General features: G+C 73.0%; 19 protein-coding genes. 12 read left to right on the top strand and 7 right to left on the bottom strand.

Annotated features, from left to right (window positions below):
- Positions 1-99: 99 nt before the first annotated feature.
- Positions 100-540, top strand: coding sequence for an LbetaH domain-containing protein (locus ATL40_RS00635; RefSeq protein ID WP_169925840.1), 441 nt, complete (start codon positions 100-102; stop codon positions 538-540).
- Positions 541-687: 147 nt separating this feature from the next.
- On the opposite strand, the gene ATL40_RS00630 is transcribed toward ATL40_RS00635, so the two are convergent.
- A complete protein-coding gene (locus ATL40_RS00630) occupies positions 688-1263 on the bottom strand; it encodes an HdeD family acid-resistance protein (RefSeq protein ID WP_098467845.1) in 576 nt (191 codons plus the stop codon).
- Between the two features lie 206 nt (positions 1264-1469).
- On the opposite strand from ATL40_RS00630, the gene ATL40_RS00625 reads away from it, so the two are divergent.
- Positions 1470-2258, top strand: a complete 789-nt coding sequence (locus ATL40_RS00625) for a sulfite exporter TauE/SafE family protein (RefSeq protein ID WP_245866541.1) — start codon at positions 1470-1472, stop codon at positions 2256-2258.
- A 52-nt stretch (positions 2259-2310) separates the two neighbouring features.
- Here the strand turns inward: ATL40_RS00625 and ATL40_RS00620 are convergent, their stop codons facing one another.
- Positions 2311-3663, bottom strand: coding sequence for a GNAT family N-acetyltransferase (locus ATL40_RS00620; RefSeq protein ID WP_098467844.1), 1353 nt, complete (start codon positions 3661-3663; stop codon positions 2311-2313).
- Between the two features lie 84 nt (positions 3664-3747).
- Between ATL40_RS00620 and ATL40_RS00615 the strand changes: the two genes are divergently transcribed.
- The 4 genes from ATL40_RS00615 (at position 3748) to ATL40_RS00600 (ending at position 8511) form a co-directional block, all read left to right on the top strand.
- A complete protein-coding gene (locus ATL40_RS00615; RefSeq protein ID WP_098467843.1) occupies positions 3748-4095 on the top strand; it encodes a hypothetical protein in 348 nt (115 codons plus the stop codon).
- Between the two features lie 46 nt (positions 4096-4141).
- A complete protein-coding gene (locus tag ATL40_RS00610) occupies positions 4142-6688 on the top strand; it encodes a TIM-barrel domain-containing protein (protein WP_098467842.1) in 2547 nt (848 codons plus the stop codon).
- Between the two features lie 195 nt (positions 6689-6883).
- A complete protein-coding gene (locus ATL40_RS00605) occupies positions 6884-7879 on the top strand; it encodes a hypothetical protein (RefSeq protein WP_143556824.1) in 996 nt (331 codons plus the stop codon).
- A 170-nt stretch (positions 7880-8049) separates the two neighbouring features.
- Positions 8050-8511, top strand: a complete 462-nt coding sequence (locus ATL40_RS00600; protein WP_098467840.1) for a YdbT family protein — start codon at positions 8050-8052, stop codon at positions 8509-8511.
- Positions 8512-8625: 114 nt separating this feature from the next.
- Here the strand turns inward: ATL40_RS00600 and ATL40_RS00595 are convergent, their stop codons facing one another.
- Together ATL40_RS00595 and ATL40_RS00590 are read right to left on the bottom strand one after the other, a co-directional pair.
- Positions 8626-9315, bottom strand: a complete 690-nt coding sequence (locus ATL40_RS00595; protein ID WP_098467839.1) for a hypothetical protein — start codon at positions 9313-9315, stop codon at positions 8626-8628.
- Between the two features lie 68 nt (positions 9316-9383).
- Entirely contained in the window at positions 9384-10028 is a 645-nt protein-coding gene (locus tag ATL40_RS00590) for a TM7S3/TM198-like domain-containing protein (RefSeq protein WP_098467838.1), read from the bottom strand.
- 111 nt (positions 10029-10139) lie between these two features.
- On the opposite strand from ATL40_RS00590, the gene ATL40_RS00585 reads away from it, so the two are divergent.
- The 3 genes from ATL40_RS00585 (at position 10140) to ATL40_RS00575 (ending at position 14879) form a co-directional block, all read left to right on the top strand.
- The gene (locus tag ATL40_RS00585; protein WP_098467837.1) at positions 10140-11972 is read left to right on the top strand and encodes a glycoside hydrolase family 15 protein; all 1833 of its coding nucleotides are present in this window, start codon (positions 10140-10142) and stop codon (positions 11970-11972) included.
- 52 nt (positions 11973-12024) lie between these two features.
- A complete protein-coding gene (locus ATL40_RS00580; protein WP_098467836.1) occupies positions 12025-13419 on the top strand; it encodes a glucose-6-phosphate dehydrogenase in 1395 nt (464 codons plus the stop codon).
- Positions 13420-13601: 182 nt separating this feature from the next.
- On the top strand, positions 13602-14879 hold the full coding sequence (locus ATL40_RS00575; RefSeq protein ID WP_098467835.1) for an alpha/beta fold hydrolase: 1278 nt from the start codon (positions 13602-13604) through the stop codon (positions 14877-14879).
- Here ATL40_RS00575 and ATL40_RS00570 read toward each other — a convergent pair.
- Positions 14866-15399 (bottom strand): META domain-containing protein, encoded by a 534-nt coding sequence (locus tag ATL40_RS00570; RefSeq protein WP_098467834.1) that lies wholly within the window; start codon positions 15397-15399, stop codon positions 14866-14868. The two genes, ATL40_RS00575 and ATL40_RS00570, sit on opposite strands and share 14 nt — an antisense overlap.
- A 193-nt stretch (positions 15400-15592) precedes the next feature.
- Here ATL40_RS00570 and ATL40_RS00565 point away from each other — a divergent pair, with 193 nt between their 5' ends.
- Positions 15593-16327, top strand: a complete 735-nt coding sequence (locus tag ATL40_RS00565) for an SDR family oxidoreductase (protein WP_098467833.1) — start codon at positions 15593-15595, stop codon at positions 16325-16327.
- A gap of 48 nt (positions 16328-16375) precedes the next feature.
- Complete coding sequence (locus tag ATL40_RS00560; RefSeq protein ID WP_098467832.1) at positions 16376-17380, top strand: NAD-dependent epimerase/dehydratase family protein; 1005 nt, start codon at positions 16376-16378, stop codon at positions 17378-17380.
- Positions 17381-17400: 20 nt separating this feature from the next.
- Here the strand turns inward: ATL40_RS00560 and ATL40_RS00555 are convergent, their stop codons facing one another.
- Complete coding sequence (locus ATL40_RS00555; RefSeq protein ID WP_211283038.1) at positions 17401-18132, bottom strand: 5'-methylthioadenosine/adenosylhomocysteine nucleosidase; 732 nt, start codon at positions 18130-18132, stop codon at positions 17401-17403.
- A 32-nt stretch (positions 18133-18164) separates the two neighbouring features.
- On the opposite strand from ATL40_RS00555, the gene ATL40_RS00550 reads away from it, so the two are divergent.
- Entirely contained in the window at positions 18165-18794 is a 630-nt protein-coding gene (locus ATL40_RS00550) for a phosphatase PAP2 family protein (protein ID WP_098467830.1), read from the top strand.
- Here ATL40_RS00550 and ATL40_RS00545 read toward each other — a convergent pair.
- Positions 18791-19288: a DUF6992 family protein gene (locus ATL40_RS00545; protein ID WP_098467829.1), complete on the bottom strand. Its 498-nt coding sequence runs from the start codon at positions 19286-19288 to the stop codon at positions 18791-18793. The genes ATL40_RS00550 and ATL40_RS00545 overlap by 4 nt on opposite strands.
- Between the last annotated feature and the right edge of the window lie 95 nt (positions 19289-19383).

Raw genomic sequence — 19383 nt, 5'->3', positions numbered from 1 at the left:
TGGCCGGGAACACGGCGCGACCCGAGTCCGTTATGTCATCAGAAGCAGTCGTCGGGTCTGGCGCACAGGCCCCGAACCCCCGAGACGAGGAGGAGTCCCATGGCACGCCGTCGAGGACGCGTGGAGTTCGAGAACGACCTGGGCGAGGTGGTGCAGTACCTGCCGCACACCAACGGCGGTGGCCTGGTCTCGCCCAAGGCCCGGGTGGCCGAGGAGACGATGCTGGAGAGCGGCGCCTACGTGGAAGCCGGGGCGCAGATCGGACCCGGCTCCAAGATCGGCCGGGGCTCCTGGATCGACTCCTCCGCCGTGGTCGGTCGCAACGTGCGCATCGGCAGCAACGTGCACATCGGGGCCGGTTCCCGGGTGGAGGACGGCGCCCGCATCGAGGCGAACGTGAAGCTCGGCGAGAACTCCACGGTGCACGCCCGGGCGCGGGTGCTGGAGGACGTTCGCCTGCCCGGCGGTTCGACCATCGCGCCGGCGAGCATCATCCGCAACACCCCCCGCGAGGCACGCACCGCCGGCACCGCGGCCTGAGCCCACCCGGCGGGCCCCTGCCAATGCAGCGAGGTCGACACAGCAAGGCCGACACAGCAAGGCCGACACAGCGAGAGCGGCACCCCCGGCCGGGGGTGCCGCTCTCGCGTGGTTCCTGCGCTCGTGGTTCCTGCGCTGGGGAGGAGGTCAGGCCTTGACTGCGCGCCCGATGGAGAACGCGCGCACGATCTGCACCACGCCGAGCACCATGAGGCCGATCGCCAGCAGCCACCACAGCGCCACGGCGGACATCAGGGGCGTGATGATCAGCACCAGGCCGGCGATGATCGAGACGACCGCGAAGAAGATCGTCCAGCCCTTGCTGGACTTGTCTCCGAGGGTCACCAGGGAGACCACACCCTCCACGAGCCAGGCCACACCGATCATGACCGCGACGACGACCGCCACCACGGCAGTGGCCGCCGCGAGGTTCGCCAGCGCGACCACACCGGCGACCGCGAACACGATGCCCAGCAGGAGGTGTCCGATCCGCGGCCAGGTGGTCATCCCCTTGGTGAAGATGCCGATGCCCAGGTAGATGACGGCAAGCACGAGCGCGTACACGGCGATCAGGGCCGTGGCGACCATCGCGGTGCGGCCCGGCCAGACGAGGATCAGCAGGCCGATGACGAACGCCACCAGGCCGGTGATGCCGAGAGCGGTGCGGAACGTCTTGGTCGCACCCTCGCTGAGCGAGATGGTGAACGAGGTGGGGGTAGTCATGCGGGGGTCCTTCGCACTGGGGGGAGGCACGGGGCACCGGGGCATCCGCCACGGGTACCGACTCCGCAGTGTAGTAATAGGACGGGCCTCGTGCGCGGCGGGCCCACGTCCGCCAAGCCGGCCGCGCCCGGTTCACCCTCACGTTCACCCGTCGCCTTGCTCGCCGTCGCCTTGCTCGCCGTCGCCGCCCCGCCAGGAGCCCCACTGTGTCGATCCCCACTGTGTCGATCCCCGAGGTGCCGATCCCCGAGCTGCCCGTCCTCGGCTGGGTGGTGCTCGCCCTCGCCGCCCTCCTGGTCGGGATCGCCAAGACCTCCATCGGCGGCATGGGCGCGCTCGCCGTCGCCGGCTTCGCGCTGTTCCTGCCCACCCGGGAGTCCACCGCCGCGGTGCTGCTGGTGCTGCTCATCGGCGACGTAGTCGCCGTGGCCACCTACCGCCGCAGCGTGGACTGGCGGCTGCTGCGCCGCCTGCTGCCCTCGGTGCTGCCGGGCATCGCGCTCGGCGCGCTGCTGATCGGGGTGGTCGACGACGACGCGATGGCCCTGGCGATCGCCCTCACCCTGGCCGTGGCGGTGGCCGTGCAGGTGGTGATGCGGCTACGGCCCCCCGCCGCGCCGCGGGGTGACCCGCACCTGAGCGCGACGATCGCCACCGGGGTGGCGGGTGGGTTCACCACGATGGTCGCCAACGCCGCCGGCCCGGTGATGACGCTGTACCTGCTGGCGGCGCGGGTGGACAAGCTCGCGTTCGTGGGGACCAACGCGTGGTTCTTCTTCCTGGTCAACCTCGCCAAGGTGCCGTTCGCCGCGGGACTGGGGCTGTTCCCCGCCACCACGCTGACCCTGACGCTGCTGCTGGCCCCCGCGGTGCTGCTCGGGACCTGGCTGGGGCGTCGCCTGGTGCGGCGCCTGAGCCAGGTGTGGTTCGAGCGGCTCGCCCTGCTGGCCACCGCGGTCGCGGTGGTGGTGCTGCTCGTGGAGGCGCTGCGCTGAGGACCACCGTCCCCGCGCAGCGCCCCACGCGCGCTCAGCGCGCTCAGCGCGCTCAGTACCAGAGGCTCAGCAGGGGCGGCACGAGCGGCGCGAACGTCGCGTCCAGCCATCGCACGCTCGCCGGGTCGGCCAGGATCCGCCCCGCCGCGTGCAGGGTGCCGGCGCGCACCCCGCCCAGGAACATCGAGGACAGCGTGGCCACGTCCAGGGAGACGGTCGCCACGCCGTCGGCCCCTTCACCGGCCTCGCCCGGATCTCCCCCGCCCTCGGGGGAGCCGACCGGTTCGAGGTGGGCTGCGCCGTCGGCCAGCACCCGGAAGACCCACTCCCCCGCCGCCAGGCCCAGCGGGTCGCTCACCCGCAGCCGGACAGCGCCGGGTACGCGATAGGTGCGGGCGGCGAGCACCGCGGGCACGTCGAGGATGCGCAGCCAGTGGTGGTCCATCTCCTCGCGCTGGATGCCGCGCTGGTCTCCCACCATCCACAGGAGCGGCTCGTCGGGCGCCGTGTTCCACGTCGTCACGGTCGTGGTGAGGTCGTGCTCCAGAGCGAAGCGCCACATCGCCGCGTGGCCCTCGGCGCCGTCGGTCAGCAGGTGCTGCACCCGCAGGGTGTGCTGGGCGTAGTCCCGCTCGTGCGACTTCAGGGTGTAGACGAGCAGGCCCCGCACCCCGCCGGCGGCGTCGGTGTAGCGCACCACGCGGACCTTCTCGGTGTCCTTCGACCCCGGGAGCAGCCCCAGGAGGCTCTCCCAGCTCATCGGCCAGGCGCCGACCTCGCCGGGGCGGGCGCGGCGCGCACGGTCGTGCAGGTGCTGGGCGTCGGCGAGCGCCTGCTCCCGGCTGATCGCGTCGTACCGGCCCGTGGGGCGTGGGCCGGTGAGCTGCACGCGGCGGGTGTCGATCGTCCAGTGCGCCAGCGTGGTCGCGGGCGAGAAGCCGTAGCGGCCATAGATCGTGGCCTCGGAGACGGTCAGCCCGGCGATCGGGGTGCCCGCGGCCTTCGCGGCGCGCAGCTCGCCGGTCAGCATCGCCCGGGCGATCCCCCGGCGGCGGTGGGTGCCCGCGACCGTGACCTCGCTGATCGCGTGCATCGGGAGGGTCCGATCGGGTTCGACGGTCAGATCCAGCACCTGGACCCCGATCGTGCCGACCGGGCTGAGCGGGTTGGCGCTCGCGGGGTCGAACACCCCGGCGGAACGCCAGGCAGTCATCGCGCGACGGAAGCCCTCCACGCGTTCCTCGCTGATGCTCTCCTCCAGGAACCCATGGCCGACGGCGCGGATGTACGCCTCACCCGCCTCACCCTCCAGGGAGGCGGGGCGGAACTCGAGGCCGCGCTCGGCGAGCGTGGCGACGGAGGCGGGGTCCAGGGGAAGGCCCTGCGGGTCGGTTCGGTCGGTCATAGCAGCGACCGTAGGGGGTGAGGGCCGGGGTGGTCCACGGGATTTTGCCGGGCATCGGCGGAAGGGTCGGCGTACCGTAGGGGGATGACCGAGGCCAGCGCTGACTCCTCCTACCCGACCTCCCCGATCGTGGCCGCCGGGCTGATCGGGGGCTACGCCGTGGCGCGCGCGACGGGCGTGCGTCCCCTGGGCGGTGCCGTGCTCGCGGCCTGCGGCATCCTCGCCGGCCGGGAGTGGGCCAAGCGCGGCATCCCGGAGACGGTGGGCCTCTCGGTGCTGTACGTGGCCTCGTTCGGCCTGTCCCACCCGCTGGCGAAGAAGATCGGGGCGTGGCCCGCCGTGCTCACGGTCACTGCGGCCGCCGCCGGCGCCGCCTACGCCATGCACGACCACCCCACCCCGGTGCCCTTCCCGGGCAGCCGCCCGGACTGACGCGCGTGGCCCGGGCCGGGTCGGCGCGGGCCCTACGGTGGAAGGCATGTTCGCCATGTCCGACGGGCGCCCCGCGCCCGCCCGCCCCGATGCCGTCGTCACCGTCGGTCAGGCCCGCTTCACGGTCCTGACCAGCCGCCTCATCCGCATGGAGTGGCACCCGCAGGCCACGTTCGTGGACGAACGCACCCAGCGGGTGGTGGCGCGCGACTTCGGCGCGACGCCCGAGTTCACCGTGACCCGCGAGGGCAACGGGAGCGACGCCGTCACGATCCGCACCGAGCACCTGCTGCTGCGCTACGCGGGCGGGGAGTTCTCCGCCTCCACCCTCCAGGTCACGCTGATCAAGGGCGCGAGCGACGACCACTACGCCTCCTGGAGCCACGGCACCACCTACCCCCAGGACCTCCCCTTCCGCGGGAACCTGCGCGGCACCGCCCGCACCCTGGATGAGGTGGACGGCGCCACCGAACTCGAGCCGGGGATCCTGGCGACCTTCGGCTTCGCGGTGCTGGAGGACTCCGGCACGGTGCTGCTCACCGCGGACGGGTGGGTGGGTGCGCGCCCCGCCGTGCCCGCCGGGTCCGCCCCCGCCGAGGACCTGTACCTGTTCGGGCACGGCCGAGACTTCCGCGGCGCCCTGAGGGACTACCACCTGCTCACCGGGGCGCAGCCGCTGGTGCCGCGGTACGTGCTCGGGAACTGGTGGAGCCGCTACAAGGCCTACCACCAGGAGGAGTACCTGGAGTTGATGGACACCTTCGAGGGCAAGGGCATCCCGCTCTCGGTCGCCGTGATCGACATGGACTGGCACCTGGTGGACATCGACCCGGAGATCGGCACCGGCTGGACCGGGTACACCTGGAACCGCGACCTCTTCCCCGACCACCGCGCCTTCCTGGCCGAACTGCACCGCCGGGGCCTCGCCGTCACCCTCAACGTGCACCCCGCCGACGGCATCCGCCGCCACGAGGAGCGCTACCCGCAGATGGCGCGCGCGGTGGGCGTGGACCCTGAATCGGGCGACCAGATCCCGTTCGACGTGACCTCGCGGGAGTTCGTGGACGCCTACCTGCGCGAGATCCACCACCCCCTGGAGGCCGAGGGCGTGGACTTCTGGTGGCTGGACTGGCAGTCCGGCGGCGTCACCTCGATCCCGGGCCTGGACCCGCTGTGGATGCTCAACCACATCCACTACCTCGACTCCGGCCGGGAGCGCCGCGCAGGATCCGGCAGCGGCGCCGCCCGTCGCCCCCTGACCTTCTCCCGCTACGCCGGGATCGGCAGCCACCGCTACCCCATCGGGTTCTCCGGGGACACGATCATCACGTGGGAGTCCCTGGACTTCCAGCCGGAGTTCACCGCGACCGCAGCGAACGTCGGCTACGGCTGGTGGAGCCACGACGTGGGCGGGCACATGTTCGGCGGCCGCGACGTGCAGATGGCGGTGCGCTGGTTCCAGCTCGGGGTGTTCTCCCCGATCAACCGGCTGCACTCCTCCGTCAGCCCCTTCACGGGGAAGGAGCCGTGGACGTTCGGCCCGCGCGCCGAGTCCGCCATGACGGACATCCTGCGGCTGCGCCACGCCCTCGTGCCCGCCCTGTACACCGCCGCGTGGGCCGCGCACCGCGAGGGGGTCTCGGTGATCCGCCCGATGTACCACGACCACCCGCGCACCCCCGGCGCGTTCTCCGTGCCGAACCAGGCCATGGTCGGTGAGCACCTGCTGCTCGCCCCCATCACCACGCCGGAGCACCCCACCGCGCACATCGCCTCGGTGACCGCCTGGCTGCCTCCGGGCGACTGGGTCGACGTGTTCACCGGGCACCGCCACCGGGGCGGTGCCCAGGGCCGGCACGTGGTGCTGCACCGCGGCCTGGAGGGCTACCCGGTGCTGGCCCGCGCGGGGTCGGTCCTGCCGCTGCAGCCGGACGTGATGGCCCCGGTGGCCGAGCGACCCGAGACCCTCGTGCTGCGCGCCGTGCCCGGCACCGCCACCTCCCGCCTCGTGGAGGACGACGGCGGCGCCGCCCCCTCCCGCCTCGTGGAGGACGACGGCGGCGCCGCCCCCTCCCCCGAGGTCACCGTGTTCTCGCAGACCTTCACCACCCGCGACGGCGTCGGCGACCTGGTCCTGTCCTGCGCCCCCGGTCAGGGCGAGGGTGAGCTGCCCTCGGCCGGCGGACGGCGCCGGATCCTGCTGGACGTGGTCGGCGCCGTCTCGCTCGATGGGGCCCGGGTGCACGCCGGCGGCCAGGTGCGGCAGATCGCCGTCGTGCCGAGCGCCGATCAGGAGGACGAGGTCGCGCGGCAGCTCGCGCCCGCGCTGCGCCTGGACCTCGGCGAGATCGACCTCGCCGCCGGGTTCGAGGTGCGCCTGAGCGGGCTGCGCGCCCGGGAGCGGGACGCGGTCGGCGAGGCGTTCGATGTGCTGCACCACGCGGAGATCGCCTTCACCGCCAAGGAGGAGGCGTGGGCCGCCGTGCGCGAGCGCACCGGCCTGGAGGTGGTGCAGGAACTCGCGCGGGTGGACGTCCCGGAGGTCCTGCGCGGGGCGCTGGTCGAACGGGTCGCGGCGCTCCCGGCCTGGTAGGCGCCCCGACCTCGCCACGGACGGAGAATCCGGAGGGCGCGGGCGGCGGCGCCGCACGCCCAAGGCCCTGACCTGCGCCGATGCGACACCTGGTGCGGGCGGCCCGCGGGTTCTCCGTCCGTAGCGAGGTCGGTTGTCCACAGGCGGCGGCAGTTCATGCTGGCGGCGCCTGGACCACGGCTAGTTTCACTTGCCATGGAGCCCATGGAGGAACTGCGCAGGTGTGGGGGTGCCGCACGATTCAGTGAGTTGCGGTCCTCTCGCTGGCGGCTGTCGCAACACATCGCGCGCGGCGACATCGTCCAGCCCTCGCGCGGCTGCTACGCGCTCCCGGGCGCGCACCCCGGGCTGACGGCCGCGACGCGGACCAACACCGTGCTCTCCTGCGTCTCCGCGCTCGCCGTGCTCGATCCGGACATCCCCGTACACGCATACCGGCCTCACCTCTCGGCGCCGCCCAACCGTGCGCGGTTGCGCCAGTCAGGGGTGAACGCTCGGTGGCACTACGAACACGTCACCCCGTCGCACCGCCCGCGAGTCGCCTGTCTGGAGGACGCCGCATCCCGCATGGCCCTCTGCCAGGAGTACGACAACGTGGTCGTGGTGCTCGACTACCTCGCGAGGCGCCACGGGCCGGACTTCCTCGAGCGGGTTCTGCGGGCCGTGGAGAGCATCAAGCCGAGCCGGGCGCGTGCCCTCCGTGTCGATGTCACCGGTCGCTCGCGCTCACCGATGGAGACGACCGTGCGCCTCGCTCTTCGCCGGGCCGGGTTCTGCGTGGCACAGAACGTCTTCGTGCCGGGAGTCGGCGAGGTCGACTTCGTCATCGAGGGCGTCCTCGTGGTCGAGTTGGACGGGTACACCTACCACTCCGGCCGGAAGCCATTCCGCGACGACCGCCGGCGGGACCGTCAGGCGTTGCGTCTGGGCATGCCGGTCGTCCGATTCGCGTTCGAGGATGCCGACCCCGCCCGCATCCAGCGCGAGATCACCCCGACCTGTCGCGGGCTGCGTTCCTCCGAGATGCCGACGGATCCCGACCTCCCGGTGGAGTGCCTGCGCGAGCTCAAGCGGTTGCGCCAGACCTGGACTGCGCCGGAGACCCGGGCGAGCGGGTGGCGTCATCTTCGAGACGCGGATGCCGCAGCGGTGCGTCGCGTGTTGCCGCCGACGGTGCCGTGGTGCCGGTGAGCGCAACCCTCGCTGCGGACGGAGATTCCGGAGGGCGCGGGCTGCGGCGCCGCACGCCCAACACCCTGACCTGCGGCGATGCCGCACCTGGCTCAGACGGCGCCCGGATTCTCCGTCCGCAGCGAGGTACCGGTGGTTAGCATGACGACATCGCAGATCAAGGGGACGTGATGGGTGCACAGCAGGAGGCGCAGCGACGGCTGCCCGCGACACTGATCGCCGCGACGCTGCTGTCGCAGTGGGGCAGCCTCCTGGCGGCCGTGGTGCTGGTGATCTCGATCGTGGGTTCCATCCAGTTGCCGACGATCAGTTACCTCATCGTGATGGTGCTGATCGCGGTCCTGATCGGCGCGCTGGCCTTCGCGACCTACCAGGTGCTGAGCCTGCGCTGGTCCGCCGATGCGTCGGGCCTCGCGGTGCGGCTGGGCCGCGCCCAGATGGACCGGCCCTGGAGTGCCACGCCCTCGCTGCGGATCACCCGCCCGTGGGCCTACCGGGTGCTGGGCCTCGCGCGGATCCACCTCGGCCGCCCCGACGGCAAGGTGGGGCGCGTGCTGATTCCCGGCATCCCGCAGTCCGAGGCCGAACAGGTCATGCGGCTGTGGGAGGCGGGCGTCAGCCGCCGGCGGTGATAGCGCTCGAACCGGGTGGTGCACCACTCGAGCCGGCCACGCCAGGCGCGTAACCCCACCCCCTATACGCGCGAGACGCGCCACTGCGCCCAGGCGCACGCTCGCTGGGCGGAGTCAGTCGTCGGCGGTGAGGTCGCTGCGCCGGGCGACCTTGATCACGCGGTTCAGCGCCATGCCACCGATACCGGTGCGCCCAGCGCGCAGCCGCACGAACTCCTTGGGCTCCGGGCCGATCGACATGCGCCGCTTCGCGAGCCCGTTGACCGCGACCAACCAGGTGGGCCAGTCCAACAGCCGCGCGAGTCTCACCAGGCGCTCGGACTCGCTCTCGCTCTCGCCGTACTCCTCGCTGAGGATCGCGGCGGCCTCACCGCCCGCCTCTGGGAGCCCCGAGAGCCGCGCGAGCGCCTCTCCGCCATGGGCACCCTCCGGGCCGTAGGCGAACTCGTCCCCGGGGCGGGCCAGCTGCGCATCGGAGACGTAGTCGACCAGGGCCGCCTCGCCGTCGTGCGCCGTCAGGTACATCAGTTCCTCGCGCCGGATCGCCACGGCGATCGCGGGCGCCCCGAGCGCCGCGCCGGTGGCGGCGCCGGTTGCCAGCAGGTCACGGCGCTTCGCGGCCACGTGGCCCAGCGGGTGCTCGGGGACCGCCACGCACCACCGCCCAACGCGAGGCGAGACCCAGCCGGTGAAGCCGAACGAACCCAGGGTCTCGACGACCGCCGAGGGTTCGGCCTCGCACAGCAGGACACCGAGCGAGGGTGCAGCGCCCGCGCTACCGGTCGGCATGATCGGGAGAGTCATGCTCCCATCATCCCAAGCGCCGGTGTGCGCGCCGCCGCAGTCCGGTGGTAGCCGGTGGTGGGGTGCCTCTACCGCACGGGCTGCGCCAGCGCCCCGGAACGGTAGGCGGTCGCGGCCTTGCGCCGCTGCGAGCGCCACTGCACCACCAGGCCGGCCACGCCCAGCACCGCCGCGCCGAGGGCCCACCAGAACGAGGTCGAGGCCACCACGACCTCACCCGCGATGCTCTGCCACTCGAACACCCGCGCTGCGCCGGTCAGCACCATCACGCCGGAGACGACAGCCTGAGCGCCTGAGAACGCGGTCGCGATCATCAGCAGGATCGCGGGGAGGTTCGCGGCGAGCGCCACGATGAGCAGCAGCACGGCGAGCACCACGCCCATCGTCACCCGCAGCCAGCCGTCCGCCTCCAGGGCGGTGCCGATACCGGCGCCGAGCGTGTACCCCATGACCACCAGTGCGAGGTAGACCGCCACCTGGTAGAAGGCGTAGGCGAGCCACGCCACCAGCAGCGCCCCGAGGATCGCGCCGATCCAGACCGCGACCGTGGCGCCGGCTCCCGATCCGGCCACCGATCCGACGAGTGCGGCGCCGAGGGAGAAGCCCGCGAAGCCGCCGACGATCGCGATGACCACCCGCAGCACCGTGTAGCCGGCGAAGGTGACGACCAGGCCGAGAGCGATCGTGATGAGTCCGAGCAGGGGGGCGTCCATAGCAGCACGGTACGAGGTCCGCCTGGGACTTTCCTGGGCACGGGCCGCGCACGCCACGCCCGTGGCCCGCGCTCGGTGGCGCCGGACAGCGCAACCTGATTGGCTCGGGGGGTGACCTCCCAGATAGGCGACTACGCGCTCCTGGCCGACCTGCGCACCGGTCCGCTCGTCTCCACCGACGGTTCGATCGACTGGCTGTGCCTGCCGCGCTTCGACTCCCCCGCGGTCTTCTCCGCGATCCTCGGCACCCCGGAGGACGGCCGCTGGCGGATGACCCCCGCGCAGGGCACCCTGGAGCACCGCGCCTACGAGCAGGACACGTTCGTGCTGCGCTCCACCTGGTCCACACCGACCGGGCGGGTGGTCATCACCGAGTTCATGCCGATCGACGGGCAGCGTGCGGACATCGTGCGGATCGCCGAGTGCGTCGAGGGCACGGTCACCATCGAGCACGACCTCGCGCTGCGCCCGGAGTATGCCGGTTCCCGCCCCTGGGTGCGGCGCATCGAGCCGCCGCCCAACGGCGAGCAGGGCGACGGCGAGCAGGGCGAGGGCTACCTGTTGGCGATCGCCGGCCCGGACGCCTACGTGCTGCGCGGCCCCGCCCTGGAGCCGGAGGGTCACCGCCACAGTGGCGCCCACCCGCTGGCCGCGGGCGAGCGGGCCGTCTGGAGCCTGACCTGGTCGCACTCCTACAAACCGGTGCCCGCCCCGATCCACGTGGAGCAGGCCCTCGCGCACACCCGCGCCTACTGGGAGTCCTGGAGCGCCCGGGTGGAGGTGCGCGGCCGGTGGGCGGACGCCGTGGGGCGTTCACTGCTGGTGCTGCGCGCCCTCACCCACGCCGAGACCGGCGGGATCGTGGCCGCACCGACCACCTCCCTGCCGGAGGACCCCGGTGGGGAGCGCAACTGGGACTACCGCTACTGCTGGCTGCGCGACTCCGCCCTGACCCTGGAGGCACTGCTCGCGCACGGTCGCACCGAGGTGGCCCACCACTGGCGGGACTGGCTGCTGCGCGCCGTGGCCGGGGACCCCGAGGACCTGCAGATCATGTACGGCATCGCCGGGGAGCGGCAACTGCCGGAGCGGGAACTGCCGCACCTGAGCGGGCACCTGGACTCCCGCCCGGTGCGGATCGGGAACGGCGCCGTCACCCAGTTCCAGGCCGATGTGGTGGGCGAGGTGATGATCGCCCTGGAGCTGCTGCGCGAGGCGGGTGTGGCGGAGGACGACTTCTCCTGGCCGCTGCAGCGCAACATGGTCGACTTCCTCGTCTCCGCGAAGGACGTCAAGGACCAGGGCCTGTGGGAGATGCGCGGCGAACCGCACTTCTTCACCCACTCCCGCGTGATGATGTGGGCCGCCCTGGACCGCGCGATCCACGCCTGCACCACCTACGACCTGCCCGGTCCGGTGGCGCACTGGACCGAGTTGCGCGAGGAGTTGCGCACGGAGATCCTGCGCCGCGGCGTGAACCCGCAGACCGGCGGCTTCACCCAGACCTACGACACCACCGAGGTGGACGCCTCCCTGCTGCAGATCCCCCAGACCGGGTTCGTGGCCTACGACGACCCGCTCATGCTGGCGACCGTGGCGCAGATCGAGCAGGACCTGATGTCCGACGGGCTCCTCCTGCGCTACCGCACCAGCGCCGGCAAGGACGGTCTGGCCGGGGACGAGCACCCGTTCCTGGCGTGCTCGTTCTGGCTGGTGGAGCAGTACGCGCACTCGGGCCGGCTGCCCGAAGCGGTGGCCCTCATGGACCGCCTGGTAGGCCTGCGCACCGACCTGGGGCTGTTGGCGGAGGAGTACGACGTGGCCGGGCAACGCCAGATGGGCAACTTCCCGCAGGCCTTCTCCCACCTCGCGCTGGTGCGCGCCGCCGATGCCGTGGCCACGGCGGAGGCGAATGCGCACGACGGCGCAGCCGACCCCACCTAGAACACCGACCTCACCTCCCGACGATCCCCGACCCGCCCCCGAAAGGACCCTCATGTCTCAGCCCAGCACCCTGGTGATCCTCGGCGCCTCCGGCGACCTGACCCGGCGCCTGCTGCTGCCCGGCGTGGGGTCGCTCCTGGAGCTGGAGCCGGAGCGGGAGCTGCGGATCCTGGCCGCCGACCGCGCCGACCTGGATGCCCAGGCGTGGCAGGACCGGCTGCAGCCCGCCCTCACCGAGGGCGGCGCCCCACCCGAGGTGGTGCAGGCGGTGGCCGCGACGTCGACCTACACCTCGATGGATGCCACCGACCCGGTGGCCCTGAACGCCCTGCTGACGCAGGCCGCCGGCGAGGGCGGCGCCCGGCGCGTGGTGCTGTACTTCGCGCTGCCGCCCGCCGTCACCGAGCGGGTGTGCCACGCGATGCTCGGGCTGACCCTGCCGCGTGACCTGCACCTGACGATGGAGAAGCCGTTCGGGCACGACGAGCACTCCGCGCGCGCCCTGAACACCCTCGTGGCGCACCTGGTGCCGGACGATCAGGTGCACCGCGTGGACCACTTCCTGGGCAAGTCCACGCTGCTGGACATCATGGCGGTGCGGTTCGCCAACCGGCTGTTCTCCGCGGTGTGGAGCGCCGAGCACATCGAGAGCATCGAGATCGCCTACGACGAGTCCCTCGCGCTGGAGAACCGCGCCGGGTACTACGACCACGCCGGCGCCCTGCGGGACATGATCCAGTCCCACCTGCTGCAGGCGATGGCCCTGGTGACCATGGAGCCGCCCGCGAGCATCACCGCGCGGGACCTGCGCGACGCCACCGCCGCGGCACTGCGCGCCACCACCCTGTGGGGTGGGGACGCGATCAGCGGCAGCCGCCGCGCCCGCTACACCGCCGGCACCTCGATCGGGCGCGCCGTCCCCTCCTACGTGGACGAGGACGGCGTGGACCCCGCGCGCATGACCGAGACCCTGGCGCAGATCACCGTGGAGGTCGCCAACGACCGCTGGGCTGGTGTGCCCATCACGATCCGCTCCGGGAAGGCGCTGGGCGCCACCCAGAAGCACATCGTCATCACCTTCCGGGACGTGCGGCACCTGCCCCGGGGGCTGAAGGGCGCCGACCCGAAGGACCGCCTCATCATCGGGCTCAGCCCGGACACCATGGAGTTGCGGATCACCACCAACGGCACCGACGACCCGCTGGAGCTGGAGCAGAGCGTGCTGGCCACCACCCTGCGGGAGTCGGAGCTGGAGGCCTACGGCGAGGTCATCGCCGGGGTGCTGGACGGGAACCCGATGCTCACGGTGCGCGGCGACGCCGCCGAGGAGTGCTGGCGGATCTGCGATGCGGTGCTGGGGGCGTGGGAGCGCAACGAGGTGCCGATGGAGGAGTACCCGGCGGGCTCCCCGGTCCCCGCGGCGTGGGGTGCGGCGCTCGCCGACTGACCCGCACCGCGCAACCGGCCCGCTCTCCCGCGCCTCGCGGGGGGCACGCGTTGATCCGCGGGGCGGGGATGTGGCGACCTCACCGATGAGAACCCGCGCGCGCTACGGTCACACCAGGTGACCGCCGACACCACCCGGTGACCGGCACCCGACGCCACACGCCATCAGCCAAAGGAGTCGCCATGACCATCGAGCGCGCCCTGCGCACCGAGACCCTCGACCACGAGGGCGCCGCCCTCACCGTGGACGTGCACGGCGGCCCCGCGGGCCCGCACCGCCCGCTGATGGTGATCGGCTCCCCCATGGGCGCCGACGGGTTCACCGACCTCGTCGGCCATATCACCGACCGCATGGTCATCACCTACGACCCGCGCGGCACCGGCCGCTCCCCGCGCGAGGAGACCGGGGAGATCACGCCCTCACGGCACGCCGCCGATCTCGCGGCGATCATCCGGGCCCTGGACCTCGGCCAGGTGGACATGTTCGCCTCCAGCGGCGGCGCCGTGAACGCCCTCGCCCTGGTGGTGGAGCACCCCGGGCTGGTGCACACCCTTGTGGCACACGAGCCGCCTGTGCTCTCGCTGCTGCCGGATGCCAAGGCCGCGCACGCCGCGGTGGAGGAGATCGGGCGCGCCTACCAGGAGCGCGGGTTCGGTGCCGGGATGGCCCAGTTCATCGCGTTCGTCAGCCACAAGGGCGAGATCGGCCGCGGCGGTATCGGCACGGCCGACCCCGCCGACTTCGGCCTTCCCGCGAGCGACGACGGCACCCGGGGCGACCCGCTGCTCGAGGTGAACCTGCGGCCGAACACCCGCTACGTGCCCGACGACGTGGCCCTCCTGGGTGGTTCGACCCGCCTGGTCATCGCCGTGGGCGCCGAATCCGACCACGAGCCCGCGCACCGCAGCGCGGAGGCGCTGGCCGAGATCCTGCACCTGCCCGCGATCCGCTTCCCCGGCGACCACGGCGGTTTCGCCGGGCCGAGCGCCGGCATGGCGGGCAAGCCGGAGGAGTTCGCCGGGCGGCTGCTGGAGGTGCTCGGGGACGGGTCGCTGCGCTGGTCGCTCGAGGTCGTGATCGTGCCGGTGACGAACCTGGATGTCTCGATCGCGTTCTACCGGGACCAGGCCGGCTTCACGCTGGACCACCGCACCACGGACGACCACATGGATGTCGCCCAGTTGACGCCCCGCGGCTCGGGGTGCTCGATCGTCATGGGCACGCTGCCCAGCCACAACGAGATGGCGCCCGGGTCCCTCAAGGGCCTGCACCTGGTCGTGCCCGATGCCCGGGCCGCCCATGCGGAGCTGCGCTCCCGGGGAGTCGAGGTCAGTGACGTCCAGGCCTTCGACGACCGGGACGGCGGCACCTTCTTCGGCTTTGCCGACCCGGACGGGAACACCTGGGCGGTGCAGCAGATCCAGGCGCGCCGCGAGGCCCCTCTCCTCAGCCCTGGGTGAAGGTGAGGTCCACGCCGTCGAGGGTGGTCAGGGTCAGTCCATCGGCATCGGTCTGCCCGGCGATCACCGCGTCCAGCGCGGCGAGGAACTCCGCCTCCGCGGCCATGACGTCGCTCTCGCAGCCGATCTCGGTGTAGGACAGGTCCCCGACCACGAGCTGCCCGTCGGGGGAGGTGGGGTCGCGGGTGATGACCGCCCCGAGGGTGTTGCACCCGGTGAACCCGGTGGTCGCACCGTCCGGTGCGATCTCGAGGGTGATGTCGGGGTTGTCGGTGAGCACCCAGGCGCCTGCGATGTCCAGGTCGTCCGGGCGGATCATCTGCGAGTCACCGTCGGTATCGTTCGCGTCGCCGGTGTCGTCGCTGGAGACCGAGGTGTCCTCGCCGTCGTCATCCGCGCCGGAGTCCGCCGTGTCACCGGAGGGACTGGTGCAGGCGGCCAGCAGCAGCGCCGCCGCACCGGCGGTGGCCAGGATCGTGCGCCGGGCAGCCGTGCCCGGAATCGTGCGTGAGTCGCTCATGGCGAATCCTTCGTCTCGACGGTGACGGGCGTCCGCTGGGTGTGCGGGCCCGCTGCCCGGTACATGTGGTCATCCGAGCCGATCTTGCACACCAGGTTCTCCCCGGCCTCTCCTCCACTGTGCGTCGCCGCCGCCCCTGGCGCGAGTCGACCGAGGGTGCCATGGTGGAAGGGCACTCAACGGGGAGGACATCATGCGGATCGCCGTGGCAGGAGCAACGGGTACGGCAGGGGCAGCCGTCGTGGCACAGGCCCGAGAACGCGGACACCAGGTCGTCGAACTCACCCGGGCCGCCGGCGTGGACCTGGTGAGTGGAGCGGGACTGGACGCCCTGCTCCCGGGGGCGGACGCCGTCGTCGACCTCGCCAACACGACCACCACCTCGGCGGCGAAGTCTCACGCCTTCTTCACCGCCGTCACCACCGGACTGCTGGCCGCGGAGGCCCGCCACGGCGTCGGACATCACGTGGCGCTCTCCATCGTCGGGATCGACGAGGTGGCCGCCGGGTACTACGCCGGTAAGCATGCGCAGGAGTCGGCGATCGCCTCCGGGCCGGTGCCGTGGTCCCTGCTGCGCGCTACCCAGTTCCACGAGTTCGCCGAGCAGTCCCTCGGTTTCGCGAAGGCGGGAAGGGTCTCCATGGTGCCGTTCGGGCACCTGCAGCCGGTGGCGGTGAGTGAAGTGGCGACGGCGCTGGTCGACCTGGTCGAGGCCGGCCCCTCCGGGCGGGTGCAGGACCTGCGCGGACCGCGCCGGGAGCTGCTGGTGGAGATGGCGAAGAAGGTCGCCGCCCGGCGCGGCACCGGTCAGCGGGTGATCGGGGTGCCGATGCCCGGCGGCTACGGCCACGCGATGCGCTCGGGCGTGCTGTGCGGGAACAACAAGGCGCGCACCGGCACCATCACCTTCGAGGAGTGGCTCGGGTAGGGCGCAGACCCTCGACGGCGCTCCCCGCGGTGCGCTTGACTGAGCCGCATGACGACGACGACCCCGCGGGTGCTGGTGCTCGGCGGGACCGGGTGGCTCGGCGGTGAGATCGCGCGCGCGGCGCTGGCGGCGGGCGCCGCGGTGACGTGCGCCTCCCGCGGGTCCGCGCCCGCGCCGTCCGGGGCCCGGCACGTGCGGGTGGACCGGGATGCGCCGGACGCCTTCCGCGAGCAGGCGGTCGCCGAGGCCCTGGCCGGGGAGTGGGACGAGGTGGTCGACGTCTCCTCCACGCCCGCCCATGTCTCGGCCGCGGTGACGGCCCTCGGGCCGCGGGCCCGGCACTGGACTTATGTCTCCACGGTCTCGGTGTACGCCGCGAACGCCCAGGCCGGCGCGGACGAGAGCGCGGACCTGGTGGAACCCAGCGACCACAGCGACTACTCCCACGCCAAGGTGGCCGCCGAGCGGGCGTGCCAGGAGGGCCTCGGCGACCGTCTCCTGATCGCGCGGCCGGGGCTGATCGTGGGCCCCGGGGACCGCGGCGACCGCTTCGGGTACTGGCCCGCGCGGATGGCCCGGGCCGCCGGGCGCGACGGCGCACGCCGGGTCCTGACCCCCACGATCGCGGGGCGCGCGGCCCAGGCGATCGACGTGGCCGACCTCGCCGCCTGGATCACCTCCGCGGGGGCGGGCGGGCTGACCGGGGCGATCAACGCCGTCGGGCCGGAGACGACCTACGGCCACGTGCTCGAGCTGGCGGCCGCCGCCGCCGGGGCGAACCCGGAGTACGTGGAGGTCGAGGACGCGTGGCTGCTGGCCCGCTCGGTGAACTACTGGGCGGGTCCGCGCTCGCTGCCGCTGTGGCTGCCGGAGGAGTTCAGCGCGATGATGCGCCGCAGCGATGCGGCCTTCCGCGCCGCGGGCGGGCGGACCCGGCCGCTGGCGGAGACCATCGAGCGCGTGCTGGCCGATGAGCGCGCCCGCGGGCTGGACCGGGAGCGCCGCTCGGGGCTGACGGCCGTCGAGGAGGCCTCGCTGCTCGCGCAGGTGTGAGGCCCCCGCCCGTGGGAGTCTCAGGTCAGGCGGGCGAGCATCCCCAGCACCACGGCGCGGGCGTAGGGGGCCGCGACGTCCCCCACGAACCGCGTGTACTCCACGGAGGCGGCGTCGTCGGCCCGGTCGGAGACGGTGCGCGCCACCGCGAACGGCACCGACGCACTGCGGCACACCTGCGCCAGCGCCGCGCCCTCCATCTCCACGGCGAGCGCGTGCGGCAGCGCGTCGCGCAGCTCCTGGGAGGCGAGCGCGGAGCCGACGAACACATCACCGCTCACGATGAGCCCGGTGTGTCGGCGCGGCTCGGCGATCCCCAGGTCGGCGAGGTCGGTGCGGTGGCGCGCCACGACGTCGTCCGCGGAGTCCGCCAGGGCCGCGGTCAGCCGTGCATCCGGCTCGATGTCCACCACGCCGTCCACCTGCCAGCGCGGCAGGAGCGGGCGGGCATCGACGTCGTGCTGCAGCAACCGGTCGGCCACCACCACGTCCCCAGGGTGCACGCTCTCCCCCAGCCCGCCGGCGGTGCCGACCATGACCATGGCGTCCGCGCGCTCGCACAGCAGCGTCGCGGTCATCGCGGCCGCCACCTTCCCGACCCCGGATCGCGCCAGCACCACGGGTGCGCCGCCGAGGGTCCCGGTCCAGAACGAGCGTCCGATCACCCGCTCCTCGTGCACCTCCCCCTCGGACTGGGCGGTCTCGACGAGGGCGGCGAGCTCCTCCGGCATGGCGGCGACAACAGCAATCACGCGGATGAGCCTACGTGGGAGACTCGGGGACCATGTCGCAGCGCAGCCTCACCTGGATCGGCACCCTCGCGGTGCTGCTCGGCGTCGGGCTCGGGTTCCTGATCGAGATGGTCGACGGCGCAGGGGCCCCCCCGATCGACGTCGCCGCCGCGCAACTCGCCTCGGGCGTGCGCGACGCGGCGGGGTGGGCAACTCCCCCGGCGCGCGCCCTGAACGTGGTGGGCGGCGGGATCGTCGGCGTCGCGGTGGTGCCGCTGGCGGTGACACTCGCGCTGGCGGCTCGGCGCCGATGGTGGGCAGCGGCCACCTTCCTTCTGGCCAGTGCCGCCAGCGCCCTGGTGGTGCAGGCGCTGAAGTGGCTGTTCGACCGGGACCGCCCGCTGGACATGCTCGTGACCAGCGACGCGGGCTCCTTCCCCTCGGGGCACACCGCGAACGCCGCCACGCTGGCGATGCTCGCGTGGCTGGCGTGGCGGCGGTGGTGGGTCGCGACGATCGGGGTGGCCTGGGTGCTCGCGATGGCCGCGAGCCGCCTCGTGCTCAGCGTGCACTGGTTCACCGACGTGGTGGCCGGGGCGCTGATCGGCGCGGGTGTCGCGGCGCTCGTGGTGGCCGCGATGACGGCGCTGCGGCGGCGTTCCCCAGCCAAGCGCGGGACCTAGTCGGGTTCCTGCGCGATCAGAGCGAACCGCCAGGCGTATCGGGCGTCGAGCTGCAGCAGGTACAGGCCCTGCGCGATCACGGCGACGCCGTCCCCGTGGGCATCGGACAGGCGCGGATGCGCGCTTCGGGTGAGCCAGATGCCGGTGGCGAGGTAGCCGACGTCGAGTCCCGCGTTGATCAGCAGGGTGCGGCGCATCGAACGCGCCCGTCCCTTCTCGTCGGCCCCATCGGCCCGGTCGGCCCCGTCGGCCCCGTCGGCCACAGCCGCGCGGCGGGCGCGCCATGCGCCCACCCCGGCGATTGTGGCGTTCACTGCCGCCCACGCGACGGTCTGCCTCCCGAACCCGACGGCACCCGGCCGGGAGCGACGAGCGCCGATCAGCCAGGTCACGGCGCCGATTCCACCGGAGACCGCGGCGCCGGTCGCCAGTTCGCGCAGCAGGCACTGCTCGGTGGCGTGCGCATCGCCCATGACGTCCCCATCGATGCTCATGGCACGGAGCGTACGCCCGCGACCTCGCTGGGGACGGAGAATCCGCCCATCTCGGCGTGAGAGCGCGAGTACCGACCGCCTCTGACCTGGGCGAA

Origin of the sequence: Serinibacter salmoneus (genome assembly GCF_002563925.1) — a bacterium.
Lineage (GTDB): Bacteria > Actinomycetota > Actinomycetes > Actinomycetales > Beutenbergiaceae > Serinibacter > Serinibacter salmoneus.
The sequence above is the reverse complement of the archived record's forward strand: the minus strand, read 5'-3'. Positions and strand labels throughout refer to the sequence as shown.

Bases quoted from the DNA above. Each gene is read 5' to 3' on its own strand.
- ATL40_RS00635 (WP_169925840.1), top strand. From the start codon at position 100: ATGGCACGCCGTCGAGGACGCGTGGAGTTCGAGAACGACCTGGGCGAG.
- ATL40_RS00630 (WP_098467845.1), bottom strand. From the start codon at position 1,263: ATGACTACCCCCACCTCGTTCACCATCTCGCTCAGCGAGGGTGCGACC.
- ATL40_RS00620 (WP_098467844.1), bottom strand. From the start codon at position 3,663: ATGACCGACCGAACCGACCCGCAGGGCCTTCCCCTGGACCCCGCCTCC.
- ATL40_RS00615 (WP_098467843.1), top strand. From the start codon at position 3,748: ATGACCGAGGCCAGCGCTGACTCCTCCTACCCGACCTCCCCGATCGTG.
- ATL40_RS00610 (WP_098467842.1), top strand. From the start codon at position 4,142: ATGTTCGCCATGTCCGACGGGCGCCCCGCGCCCGCCCGCCCCGATGCC.
- ATL40_RS00605 (WP_143556824.1), top strand. From the start codon at position 6,884: ATGGAGCCCATGGAGGAACTGCGCAGGTGTGGGGGTGCCGCACGATTC.
- ATL40_RS00600 (WP_098467840.1), top strand. From the start codon at position 8,050: ATGGGTGCACAGCAGGAGGCGCAGCGACGGCTGCCCGCGACACTGATC.
- ATL40_RS00595 (WP_098467839.1), bottom strand. From the start codon at position 9,315: ATGACTCTCCCGATCATGCCGACCGGTAGCGCGGGCGCTGCACCCTCG.
- ATL40_RS00590 (WP_098467838.1), bottom strand. From the start codon at position 10,028: ATGGACGCCCCCCTGCTCGGACTCATCACGATCGCTCTCGGCCTGGTC.
- ATL40_RS00580 (WP_098467836.1), top strand. From the start codon at position 12,025: ATGTCTCAGCCCAGCACCCTGGTGATCCTCGGCGCCTCCGGCGACCTG.
- ATL40_RS00575 (WP_098467835.1), top strand. From the start codon at position 13,602: ATGACCATCGAGCGCGCCCTGCGCACCGAGACCCTCGACCACGAGGGC.
- ATL40_RS00570 (WP_098467834.1), bottom strand. From the start codon at position 15,399: ATGAGCGACTCACGCACGATTCCGGGCACGGCTGCCCGGCGCACGATC.
- ATL40_RS00565 (WP_098467833.1), top strand. From the start codon at position 15,593: ATGCGGATCGCCGTGGCAGGAGCAACGGGTACGGCAGGGGCAGCCGTC.
- ATL40_RS00560 (WP_098467832.1), top strand. From the start codon at position 16,376: ATGACGACGACGACCCCGCGGGTGCTGGTGCTCGGCGGGACCGGGTGG.
- ATL40_RS00550 (WP_098467830.1), top strand. From the start codon at position 18,165: ATGTCGCAGCGCAGCCTCACCTGGATCGGCACCCTCGCGGTGCTGCTC.
- ATL40_RS00545 (WP_098467829.1), bottom strand. From the start codon at position 19,288: ATGAGCATCGATGGGGACGTCATGGGCGATGCGCACGCCACCGAGCAG.